The following is an 11,999-nucleotide window of genomic DNA, read 5'->3' on the forward strand; positions in this document are numbered from 1 at the left end:
GGGCGGCATGCGAATAGGGCCTCTGGCGAGGGCGCTCGTTGATGAGGGGCCGACGTTAGCAGTTGGGTTTGGACCGGGCGATCCTGTAGCCGTGCGGTGGCAGATGTCGGGTGAGGCGGATGGCGGTGTTGGCTAAGCCTTGTTGGAGATCCGTCTTTTGGCAGACAGAGACTTCTGCGTTGTCAATGGATTCCCACTTTGACTGCCTGTTAGTTTGTTCCGACCGCCGTCCGTAATAGTGGCGCTCAGTGCAGTCGGATCCTTCTGGCTCAGGGCCATGAAGGGTGTCTTAGTGGCGACAGGAGCCAAGGTCAGAGCAGAGCAGACGATCAAGCGCGTGAACGGACCCCAAGCGTTGCGCCCTTCCAACCGTACCAAGCCACCACCGCGAAGCAGACGGCGGGCAGCAGGAAGGCGACGTTGGCGCCATAGAGATCGGCGATCTTGCCCATGGGCCAGGGCAGCAGGACGCCGCCGCCGATGGCCATGACCATCAGGGAAGACGCCTTCTTGGTGCCGGCGCCGAGGCCGGTCGTGCCCAGGGCGAAGATGGTGGCGAACATGGTGGACATGAAGAAGAAGACGGCCAGCAGGGCGATGGGCGAGACCTTGTCGATGCCGGCTGCGACGATCAGGGTCAGGACCACGTTGATCAAGCCGTAGGTGGTCAGCAGGACGCGGGGCTTGATCTTCAGCAGCAGGGCGGTGGCGAAGAAGCGACCGACCAGATAGCCGATGGCCGCGAGCGACAGCATGAAGGCGCCTTGCTGCGACGTCAGACCCTGCCAGTTGTGGGTCACCAGATTGATGAAATAGGCGCCGATGCCGACCTGGGCGCCGATATAGAGGGCCTGGGTGATCACGCCGGCGATGAAGTGCGGCTGCTTCGAAAGGGGCAGGGCGGGGGCGTCGCCTTCCGCCGCGCCGCCGTGGTCCGACAGGCCGGTCTCCGGCAGGCGGGCGCGCCAGACGGCGATGGCGAAAAGGACCACGCCGACGGCGATCAGGCCGTAGACGATCTGAATCGAGCGGGTCGCGCCGCCCAGAGCCTGGGTCGTCGTCGGGCTGAAGAAGACCGCGCCGCCGATCAGCGGGCCGAAGAAGACGCCCAGGGCGTTGAACGACTGGGCCAGGTTCAGCCGCTGCGAGGCCTTGGCCGGATCGCCCAGGACGTTGACGTAGGTGTCGGCGCTGGTTTCAAGGATGCACAGGCCGGCGGCGAGAACGAACATCGAGCCGACGAAGGGCAGGAAGGCGCCCGCGCCCGCCGCCGGGATGAACAGCAGGGCGCCGATGGCGGTGATCGCCAGGCCCGACACGATGCCGAACTTGTAGCCGCGCGCGTGCAGCAACATGCCCGCCGGGATCGACAGCAGAAGATAGGCCCCGAAATAGGCGATCTGCAGCCAGGCGCTGTCGGCCTGGCTGATGCTCAGCGTCTCCTGGAAATGCTTGTTCAGCACGTCCAGCAAGCCATAGGCCAGGCCCCAGATCAGGAAGCAGGCGATGGCGAAGGCCAGCGGACCCTTCAGGCCGCCGACGGGTTTGGCAAGGCCTCCGGGCGTGTGGGCGGCGTCGGTCTCGATGACCATGGGATACTCTCCTGGATTTCCTCGGGGGCCTGGCCGTCTTGCTGCGGCTTCGGCGGAGTGGGGCTAGATGCGGTAGATCGCCTCGGCGTTGGCGGCGAACAGGTGGTCGCGCTCGTCGGCCGAGAAGTCGGCCGTGATCGCGTCGAAGGCGGAATAGAAGGCTTCAAAGCTTCCGTGGACGCTCTCGACCGGGAAGTCCGAGGCGAACATGGCCCGCTCGGTCCCGAAGATGTCGATGCATTCCAGCACGGTCGGACGGATGGTTTCGGGCGTCCAGGCGCGGTCGGTGATGCCCAGGCCCGAGATCTTGATCGAGACCTGGGGCTGGGCGGCCAGCAGACGCAGACCGATCCGCCAGCGCTCCATGCCGACGTCGTTGCGATCCGTCGGCAGGCCGGCGTGGTTGACGATCATCGGGATGTCGGGGTGGCGCGCGGCGATGATGGCGGCGGTCGCCATCTGCGACGGATAGAGCTGCAGGTCGAACGACAGGCCGTGGCGGGCCAGTTTGGCGAAGCCCGCGACCCATTGCGGATCACGCAGCAGGTCGCGGTCGGTATAGGTCCTCAGCGGATCTTCGTGCCAGCAGACGATCTGGCGCACGCCGCGCACGTTCGGACGCGCGGCATGGGCCTCCAGCAGGGCGTCGAGGTCGGGATCGAGCAGGTCGGCGCCGGCGACGATGGCGTGCGGCCAGCCTCGGTCATCGGCGAGGGACTGGAGCCAGTCGGTCTCGGCCAGTTGCCGGCCCCTAGGCTGGCCGGCCTCGACGTGGACGATCTTGTCCACGCACCAGCCCGCCGTATCGGCCAGATAGTCTTCCAGCAGGTAGTCCTTGTGCGCGATGGGCGACATGTCCCCCGCCGGATTGTTCGGCAGGGGATCGTCCTGAATCCAGCCATAGCGCGCACGCGACAGGTCCCACAGGTGGACGTGGCTGTCGACGATGCGAAGATTCGAAGCCACCCGCGCGCCCTAGTACGTCGTGCGTCCGCCGGACGTGTCGAACGTCGAGGCGGTGGTGAAGCTGCATTCTTCGGAGGCCATGAAACAGACCATGGCGGCGCTTTCCTCGACCTCGCCCAGGCGGCCCATCGGGATCTTGGAGCGCATGTATTCGACCTGGCTGGGCGGAAGCTGTTGCAGGATCGGGCTTTCGAAAGTGGCGGGGGTCAGGCTGTTGGCGATGACGCCCTTGTCGGCCAGTTCCTTGCCCAGCGACTTGGTGAAACCGATCACGCCGGCCTTGGAGGCGGAATAGGCGCTGGCGTTCGGATTGCCTTCCTTGCCTGCGACGGAGGCCACGTTGACGATGCGGCCATAGCCGTTGGCCAGCATGAAGGGCACGATGGCGCGCGAGCAGTAGAAGACGCCGTTCAGATTGATGTCGACGACGCGCTTCCAGCTGTCGATCGGGAACTCATGCACCGGAACCGTGGCGCCGGTGATCCCGGCCGAGGCGACCAGGATGTCGATCCGGCCCAGCGCCTGGTTGGCTTGTTCCGCCGCCGCAGCGACGGCGTCCGCGTCCGACACGTCCAGCGCCGCGACGTGGATCGCGCCGACCTCGTCTGCCGCCGCCGCCAGCGCATCGGCGTTGAGGTCCCACAGCACCACCTTGCCGCCCTCGGCGACGATGCGGGCGGCCGACGCCTTGCCCAGGCCCGAGGCGCCGCCGGTGACCACGGCCGTGCGGCCCGCGAAACGCCCCTGATAGGCGCTCATCGCTTCCACTCCACGAAGGTCTGGCCCTGTTCACCGAGCTTCTGGATGCCCAGGCGAACCGTATCGCCCGGTTTCAAGTAGAGCGGCGGTTTCTGGCCCAGGCCGACGCCCGGAGGGGTGCCGGTGGTGATCAGGTCGCCCGGCTCCAGCGTCATGAACTCCGAAAGATAGGAGACGATCTCGGCGACGCCGAAGATCATGGTTTTGGTGTTGCCGGTCTGCATGCGTTGGCCGTTCAGGTCCAGCCACATGTCCAGGTCCTGAACATCGCCCACCTCGTCGGTGGTGACGATCCAGGGGCCGACGGGACCGAAGGTGTCGCACCCCTTGCCCTTGTCCCAGGTGCCGCCCCGCTCGGTCTGGAAGGCGCGCTCCGACACGTCGTTGATCAGCACATAGCCGGCGACGTGATCCAGCGCCTCATCCTGGGTGACGTAGGTGGCGGGCTTGCCGATCACGATGCCCAGTTCGACCTCCCAGTCGGTCTTTTCCGAACCGCGCGGAATGATCACGTCGTCGTTCGGTCCGTTCAGGCAGGTGATGGCCTTGGTGAAGACGACGGGTTCGGCCGGGATGGGCAGGTTGGATTCGGCGGCGTGGTCGGCGAAGTTCAGGCCGATGGCGATGAACTTGCGGCTGCCCTTGACGGGCACGCCATAGCGGGGCTGGCCCTCGACGAGGGGAAGACTGGTCGGATCGATGGCTTTCAAGGCCGCGAGCGCCGGTCCGTACAGCTGTTCCGGGGTGATGTCGGCGACGACGCCCGACAGATCACGAATGCGGCCCTCGGCGTCCAGCGTGCCGGGTTTCTCGTCGCCCTTGGGACCATAACGCAGCAGTTTCATAAGGGGCTTTCGTCTTAGCGCACGTAGGGGCGATGAAGGGCGATGTCGCGGTTCAGCTCGACGCCGAACCCTGGCGTGTCGGGCACTTTCAGGCGGCCGTTCACCGGCGTCGGCTCGCCGATCAGCTGGGGATGGAACATGGGCACGACCTTGTCGGCTCCGGGCGCCATCATCAGGAACTCGGCGAACGGGCTGTTATGGCGCGTGATCACGAAGTGGTAGCTGTAGACCGAGGACCCGTGCGGGATCATCAGCACGCCCTTGGCGTCGGCCATGGCGGAAATCTTGATCAGTTCGGTCACGCCGCCGCACCAGCCGACGTCCGGCTGGATGATGTCGCAGCATTCCATTTCCAGCAGCATGCGGAAGCCCCAGCGGGTGGCCTCGTGCTCTCCAGTCGTGACCAGCATCCCCTTGGGCGCGTTCTTTTTCAGCGTCTGATATCCCCAGTAGTCGTCGGGGCTGAGCGCTTCCTCGATCCACTTCAGACCCAGTTTGTGCGCCTCGTGGGCCAGGCGGGTGGCGTAGTTCAGGTCCAGCGCCATCCAGCAGTCGAACATCAGCCAGAAGTCGTCGCCGCAGGCGTTCCGCATGGCCTCAAGCTCGGCCAGGTTCTTGTGCAGGCCTTCCTCGCCCTCGGCCGGGCCGTGGTGCAGCGGCATCTTGCCGCCGATGAAACCCAGTTCCTTGGCTTTGTCCGGACGCGCGCCGGTGGCGTAGAAGGTCAGCTCGTCACGCACGGCGCCGCCCAGCATGGCGAAGACCGGCTCCTGACGCAGGCGGCCCAGCAAATCCCACAGAGCCAGATCGACGCCCGAGATGGCGTTCACGACCAGCCCTTTGCGGCCATAGTACTGGGTCGAGAAATACATCTGATCCCAAATCTTCTCGACCTCGGTCGGGTCTCGACCTTCCAGGAAACGAGCCAGGTGCTTCTCGACAATATAGGCGGCGGGCTCGCCCCCGGTCGTCACCGCGAAGCCGACGACGCCGTTCTCGGCCTCGATCTCAACGACCAAGGTGCCCAGCACATTGATGCCGAAGCTGCGGCGGCTCTGACGGTATTCGGGATATTTCGCCATTGGCGTGGCGATATGGTCGTCGATCCAGTGGCCATCGCCCTGGTCATGATAGTCGGCCCCGCCGCCTGCGCCGTCATTCTTCACGACGAAGGCGCGAACGTGCTTGATCTTTGGAAGGCGGCTCATTGAGGCATCACCGGCGTCTGGTGATTTGCTCCCATCATACGGGATTTCACTGGCTTTCCTCCGTGCGGCGCGTCAAACTCGATCCCGTTCCGCGGACGAGCTTGCGTGTTTTGCTACATTCTGAGAATGAGGATTACGAAATGGGACGAGTGACGTCAATCAAGACCGTGCAGGTCGATGGGGAAGATGAGGTCGGGACCAAAGCGTCCGGCAGTCAGACGCTGCTGCGCGGCCTGGACGTGATCGACGCCCTGATGGACGGCTCTCTGCCTCTGGCTGAGTTGTCAGAAAAACTGGACCTGACCCGCAGCACCACGCACCGCCTGGCTTCCGCCCTGGTTGATCGTCGCCTGCTCTCGTTCCGCCCCCGCGAAGGCTATAGCCTGGGCCCGAAACTGCTGGAACTGGGCCACGCCGCCAGCCAACAGATGCATCTGCCCCGCGTCGCCCGTCCATGGCTGGAGCAACTGTCCGCCCAAACCGATGATACGGTCCATCTCGGCGTCCTCGACGGACGCCATGCCCTTTATCTCGACAAGGTCGCCGGCCGGCGCCGGATCAATATCGGCTCCCGCCTGGGAGAGCGGCACCCGATCGCCTCGACCGGCCTGGGCAAGGCCCTGATTCTCGACAAGTCCGAGCCGGAATGGATCGACTTCTATACGCCTGAGGGCGCGCCCTATGATTCATCGGCCCGCGCCGTCTGGCTGGAGCGGATGCACGCCTATGCCCAGAAGGGCTATGCTTTCGACCTGGAAGAGAACGAGGACCAGATCCGCTGCGTCGCCGCGCCGATCCGCTCGGTGGACGGCCATATCGTCGCCGCGCTCAGTGTCTCTTCGGCCGCGCAGTATATGTCGGACGCCCGCATGGCGGAGCTGACCAAGACAGTCACCGCCGCCGCCAACGCCATCAGCGCCGACCTCGGCTGGCAGCCTAAACCCTGAACATCGTAGAACGCCGGAGCCCACATGCTGCTTGAGAACAAGGTCGTCCTGATCACGGGCGCATCGCGGGGTATCGGACGGGCGACGGCGGTAGAGGCCGCGCGCCAGGGCGCAAATGTCGCCCTCAACACCTTCCGCGACGACGCGGTCGCCGCCGAGGTGGTCGCGGAAATCGAAGCCCTGGGCCGCCAAGCCATCGTGGTCGATGCGGACGTGGCCCTGCCGGACAGCGCGACGACCTTCGTGAACACGGCCGTCGAGGCGTTCGGGCGCGTGGATGTCTTCGTCTCCAACGCCGGCATCTGCCCCTTCCACGCCTTCCTCGACATGCCGGTCGAGACGCTGCAGCGCACGATGGAGGTCAATCTCCATGGGGCTTATTTCATGACCCAGGCGGCGGCCAACCAGATGGTGAAACAGGGGGAGGGCGGCGCCATCGTCGCCATCAGCTCGATCTCGGCCCTGGTCGGCGGCGAGATGCAGACCCACTACACCCCGACCAAGGCGGGGGTTCACAGCCTGATGCAGTCCTGCGCCGTCGCCCTGGGGCGTCACGGCATTCGCTGCAACTCGGTCCTGCCCGGCACCATCGCCACCGACATCAACAAGGACGATCTCGCCGATCCCAAGAAGCGCGAATATATGGAAAGCCGCATTCCCCTGGGACGCCTGGGCAAGCCCGAGGACATCGCCTCGGTCGTCGCCTTCCTGGCCTCGGACATGGCGGCCTATATGTCCGGCGCGGCCCTGCTGGTCGACGGCGGCGCCTTCGCCAACTTCCAGTAGGGCGTCACGGTGATCATTTCCTCGCCCGGCGACTATCGCGAGGCGGCGCGGCGCAAGCTGCCGCCCTTCCTGTTTCATTATATCGACGGCGGCGCCTACGCCGAACAGACGCTGCGCCGCAACGTCGAGGACTGGCAGGCCATCGCCCTGCGCCAGCGCGTCCTACAGGACATGACCAGCCTCAGCCTGGAAACACGGCTGTTCGACGAGACCCTGCGGCTGCCGATCATCCTGGCGCCAGTCGGCCTGACCGGCATGTACGCCCGGCGCGGCGAGGTGCAGGCCGCCAAGGCGGCGGCATCGCGCGGCGTGCCCTTCACCCTGTCCACCGTCTCGGTCTGCTCCATTGAGGAGGTGGCGCCGGCCATCGACCGGCCGATGTGGTTCCAGCTCTATGTCCTGCGCGACCGAGGCTTCATGAAGAATGCGCTGGAGCGGGCCAGGGCTGCGGGGGTGAAGACCCTGGTCTTCACCGTCGATATGCCGACCCCCGGCGCCCGCTATCGCGACGCCCATTCGGGCATGAGCGGCCCTCATGCCGAGATACGCCGCATGATCCAGGCGATGACGCACCCGGCCTGGACCTGGGACGTCGGGGTGCGCGGCACGCCGCACGATCTGGGAAATGTCTCGGCCTATCTGGGCAAGCCTACGGGTCTGGCGGACTACATCGGCTGGCTGGGCCAGAATTTCGATCCTTCGATATCCTGGAAGGATCTCCAGTGGATCCGCGACTTCTGGGACGGGCCGATGATCATCAAGGGCGTGCTGGATGCTCAGGACGCCCGCGACGCCGTCAGCTTCGGCGCTGACGGCATTGTGGTGTCGAACCACGGCGGCCGCCAACTGGACGGCGTCCTGTCATCGGCGCGGGCCTTGCCTGCGATCGCCGAAGCGGTGAAAGGCGATATCCGCATCCTGATCGATTCCGGCGTTCGCAACGGCCTGGACGTCGTCCGCGCCATCGCCCTTGGGGCCGACGCCGTGATGCTGGGACGAGCCTTCGTCTATGCGCTGGCGGCGGGCGGCGAGGCCGGCGTCGCCAACCTGCTGGACCTGTTCGAGAAGGAGATGCGGGTGGCCATGACGTTGACGGGGGCGAAGTCCGTGGCGGGGATCAGCCGGGATATGCTGGCCCTCTGAACCTTCGCCTTCTTCCGAAAGGCGAAGGTTGCTCGAAGCGTCAGCTGAAGAAGGCCCCGCCGACCGGGATCGGCGGGGTTTAGAGACGACTCGGCCCGCTTGCCGGTGCAGCACAGTCAAATCGATGGTTGCCGCCGTTTACGGAATAGACCCAGCGCTTGTCTTCTTGGCGGACGAGTTGGGCGTTCTTCGGGATCTGAGCGACTTCGCCCGGGCACCAGATTTCAGCCGAAGCTCCGGCGGGGATGCCCACGTCCAATATCAGACGATCACCCACTCGGCGCCACTCCGATGAAATGCGTCCCCTGACCGTGTCGAGATGGGCGGAGACGTGGTCGAGACCCTGCGGCGCCTCCGGACGTATCACGATGGTCCGGTAGCCCGGCGCGCCAGGCCGGATGCCGGCAAGGCTTTGATAAAACCAACTGGAGACCAAGCCCCAGTAGTGATGGTCGTAGGATCGACTATCCAGAGACCAGCCCTCGAGCATGGTGTGAATATCGTTGGCCAACCAGAACCCCCAGCTGGGTTCGGTGGTCTGAGTTGCGACGCGGTAGACGGTATCGACGTGGCCCGCATCACTGAGCAGCGTCAACGCATAGCGGCCCGAGAAAACACCCATGCTGGACAGGTGGTAGTCGTGGGCCACGATGTCGTCATTGACCTTTTGAAGCACGGCGTTCGCCAGGCCGTCAGGAACCAGGCCGAATGCTACAGGCAGGATGTTCTGATATTGTACGAAGGCTGGCGCATCGCCCGACTTCGCCGGAACGCGATAGACCTCGCGGCCGGCGTCCCAGTAGGTGCGATTGTAGGCTGCGCGGATCACATCTGCACGGGCGGCATAGGCTCGAGCATCCGCCTGTTTGCCCAGCAAGGCCGCGTTCTTGGCCAGCAACTGGGTCATGTGGAAGAGATAGGCGGTCGCGACACTATCGACGTCGCCGGGCCCCGGCTGAGGCGGCAGGCCTCCGGCGCGATTTCCGGCCATGAAGGCGGCGATCATTTCAGGCGTGATCGGTGGGCGAGGATTGGCGTATTCGCCGAGGAAGGTGTTGGCCAGTTGACGGTAATGGAAATCGTCCGGCGTGAACCAGGACGCGGTGTAGTCCACCAGTCTCTTCTGGGTGTCGTACATCTCGGCCAGGAGGCGCGTGTCACCCGTCAACTGATACAGGTCGTCGGGCAGTATGAAGGTGGCGGCGTCCCAAGAAGGTGTGGGGCCGTTGACCATGTTCCACCCCGGCGTGCCCTCGTAACCGTACTGGGGCGTCGACGGCACGATCTCGGGGATTTCGCCACTGGGCGCCTGGGCGTCTCGGAAATCACCCATCCACTTGGTCCAGACGCGGCTGACGTCGAAGTTCAAGGCAGAGGCCAGAGCTGACGCCTGGGCGTCGCCCGTCCAGCCATTCTTCTCGAACGTCGGCGTATCGGTCTGGAAGCCGTGCATATTGTTCAGGATGGTGGCGCGGGCCGCCGCCTGAATCTGGTTCAACAGGGGGTTCGAGCTTTCGAAGCTTCCGATCGAGGCTACGTCGGAGTGCATGACTTCGCCGGTCAGGCTGTCCAGCGTCGGCGTGCCTGGGAAGCCCCGGACCTCCACATAACGGAAGCCGCGATAGCCGAAACGCGGCGTCCAGTCTTCCGGACCGTCGCCGGCCAGGGTGTACTGATCGGTCTGAAGCTGCGTATCCACCAGTCCGCTCGCGGACAGGACCGTTCCGTCGGGACGGAGCTTCTCGTGCTGGATCATGGAGACGGTCTGGCCGGATGGTCCATTGACCTTAAGATGAAGGCGCCCGGCGAAGATGCTGCCGAAATCGTAGATCCACACGCCTGGACGGACCTGCTTCAGGCTGACGGCGCGGCGCGTGCCGACTACCGCGATTGGCTGTTGTTCTCCAGCGTCCAGGCGACCTGCCGGACCATGGACGAGACGAGCGGCCGTCCAATCACGGTCGTCAAATCCGGGCTGCGACCACCCACGGGGCAGCAGGCGGGCGTCATAACGTTCGCCCGCATAGATGGAGTCATGCCGGGTCGGCCCCGGGTGGGTCCGCCATTGGTCGTCGGTCGCGACGATCTGTCGGCTGCCATCCGCCAGGGTGACTTCCAGCTGAAGTCGCGCGGTAGGGCGATTGCGCCACGGCGCCTCGTGCCAATACCATTCGTTGGGTTCGACCAGATCGTACCAGCCGCGACCTAGCTCCAGACCAATGACGTTGTCTCCGCGACGGATATGATCGGTTACATCCAGCGTCCGATAAAGGACGCGACGATCATAGGCCGTGAAACCGTCGCCGACGGCTTCGTTGATCGTCTTGCCGTTGATGTCGATGCGAGGAAAGCCGCCGGCGGCGACATAGAGGCGGGCCTGGACGACGTCTCCCTCTATGATGAACAGGCGACGCAGCAGGGCGGCCGGCTCAGTCTGAGGGAAGACGATATCGACGCCCCTCGCGTTGGCGATGTGCAGGCCGTCGGCCTCGATCGTGCCGCCGCTGAGCGGGTTATCATTGCCCGAGAAGGCTGCGCGCGTGACGGGGCCGTTCGCCGGGGTGACGGTGAGTTCATGCAGGACGATGGCGTCGGGTGCAGGCGCCGACTGCCCGAACGTGGCGGGGCCGGCCTGAAAAATTCCGGCCGTTCCCTGGCGGTGATCGGTGTTCTCGAGCGTGTCGATGACGACGTCATCAAGGCGCGTGACGATGCGCGCCCCCTTGGCCTCTACCGTCAGCGTATGCGGGCCCGCGGTCCATTGCGTCAGTGTAAAGGGCAGGGGCACGGTCTTCAGCACCGTTTCCTTCACCAGGGGTTGGGACTGGGCGTCATAGGTCCGCGAAAGCGCCGTCAAGATCGGTTGACCTTCGGAGATTCCAAGCCGCCAGACATAGGCTTCCCCAAAGGTCTTGCCGACAGGGCTGGCCCGGAACAGGAAGTCGATGTCGCCTCCAGTCGGCGTAAAGCGCCACTCCGTCGTCGCGTCAGACCAGACGTGCTCGACGGAGGAATCGGTGGAAATCCAGTGCGCCTGCCAATCGTCGGGCTGCAGCAATCCCATTTCCCAAACGGCGGGCGAGCTCCAATCGGAGGGTCGGCCTTCGGCGTCGCGGGTCTGAACCCGCCAAACGTAGCGCCCACGTGATGCTAGCGCAGGGCCTTCATAGACGATCTGGGTTTGGTCGCCGGACGCCACGTCGCCGCTGTCCCAGACCAGATCGCCGTTCGATAGGCTGGCTTCAGAGGTCGCCACCTGAAGTCGGTAATGGGTCTGATGTGTCCTCGTGGCTTGCGGCGCCAGCCACTGGAAGCGTGGCCGGAGGACATCTGCGCCGAGCAGAGACGGTGCGGATTCGATCTTCAGATCCGATGGCGCGTTTGGCGACGCCTGGAGCATGGCGAGACGAGGCCGTTCGGCTTCGGCGTGGGCGCATGCAGCCAGCATCAGACCGGTCGCTCCACAGAGCGCCAGCGATCGAAGGGACCGTTTCATATGCATGCCTCCCAGCAGCGTCGCCATTCGGCGCGTTTTATTGTTGGAATGACGATATACCAACAGGTGGAAAACCGTCCCGTCAATCGGTCACAATTGGAAAAGTTCCGGGGGTAAATGCGACCTCTTGACGTTTTTCCCTAAATATCGGAACGTTGGATCACAAAATGGGACGAGGGGGCAGCTCTCGCGGGAGGACATTTCTTATACTGGCGCCGATTTGGGCGCATCGACGCGGCTCGTTGCTCGCGCCAATT

The 11,999-nt window shown here is 64.8% G+C and carries 9 protein-coding genes; 3 read left to right on the forward strand and 6 right to left on the reverse strand.

Annotated features, from left to right (window positions below; genetic code table 11):
• Positions 1 to 329: 329 nt before the first annotated feature.
• From ACW18C_RS06020 to rhmD, 5 genes are all read right to left on the reverse strand, one after another.
• Positions 330 to 1,592 carry a sugar MFS transporter gene (locus tag ACW18C_RS06020; protein WP_292148000.1) on the reverse strand — a complete coding sequence of 421 codons (1,263 nt, stop codon included), beginning with the start codon at positions 1,590 to 1,592 and terminating at the stop codon, positions 330 to 332.
• Between the two features lie 63 nt (positions 1,593 to 1,655).
• Positions 1,656 to 2,558: an amidohydrolase family protein gene (locus ACW18C_RS06025; RefSeq protein WP_492073440.1), complete on the reverse strand. Its 903-nt coding sequence runs from the start codon at positions 2,556 to 2,558 to the stop codon at positions 1,656 to 1,658.
• A 9-nt stretch (positions 2,559 to 2,567) separates the two neighbouring features.
• On the reverse strand, positions 2,568 to 3,317 hold the full coding sequence (locus ACW18C_RS06030; protein ID WP_035305179.1) for an SDR family NAD(P)-dependent oxidoreductase: 750 nt from the start codon (positions 3,315 to 3,317) through the stop codon (positions 2,568 to 2,570).
• The gene (locus tag ACW18C_RS06035; protein WP_008261529.1) at positions 3,314 to 4,162 is read right to left on the reverse strand and encodes a fumarylacetoacetate hydrolase family protein; all 849 of its coding nucleotides are present in this window, start codon (positions 4,160 to 4,162) and stop codon (positions 3,314 to 3,316) included. Before ACW18C_RS06035 ends, ACW18C_RS06030 begins: the two co-directional genes overlap by 4 nt.
• A gap of 14 nt (positions 4,163 to 4,176) precedes the next feature.
• Entirely contained in the window at positions 4,177 to 5,370 is a 1,194-nt protein-coding gene (rhmD, locus tag ACW18C_RS06040) for an L-rhamnonate dehydratase (RefSeq protein ID WP_492073442.1), read from the reverse strand.
• A gap of 140 nt (positions 5,371 to 5,510) precedes the next feature.
• Between rhmD and ACW18C_RS06045 the strand changes: the two genes are divergently transcribed.
• From ACW18C_RS06045 to lldD, 3 genes are read left to right on the forward strand one after another with little or no spacing between them, the layout of a single operon-like run.
• Entirely contained in the window at positions 5,511 to 6,317 is an 807-nt protein-coding gene (locus tag ACW18C_RS06045) for an IclR family transcriptional regulator (protein ID WP_492073443.1), read from the forward strand.
• Between the two features lie 24 nt (positions 6,318 to 6,341).
• The gene (gene lra1 / locus ACW18C_RS06050) at positions 6,342 to 7,103 is read left to right on the forward strand and encodes an L-rhamnose 1-dehydrogenase Lra1 (protein ID WP_492073445.1); all 762 of its coding nucleotides are present in this window, start codon (positions 6,342 to 6,344) and stop codon (positions 7,101 to 7,103) included.
• Between the two features lie 9 nt (positions 7,104 to 7,112).
• A complete protein-coding gene (gene lldD, locus ACW18C_RS06055) occupies positions 7,113 to 8,246 on the forward strand; it encodes an FMN-dependent L-lactate dehydrogenase LldD (protein WP_492073446.1) in 1,134 nt (377 codons plus the stop codon).
• Positions 8,247 to 8,325: 79 nt separating this feature from the next.
• Here lldD and ACW18C_RS06060 read toward each other — a convergent pair whose 3' ends face one another.
• On the reverse strand, positions 8,326 to 11,769 hold the full coding sequence (locus tag ACW18C_RS06060; RefSeq protein WP_492073447.1) for a family 78 glycoside hydrolase catalytic domain: 3,444 nt from the start codon (positions 11,767 to 11,769) through the stop codon (positions 8,326 to 8,328).
• Between the last annotated feature and the right edge of the window lie 230 nt (positions 11,770 to 11,999).

This window comes from Brevundimonas sp. FV1ye7S (genome assembly GCF_058680995.1).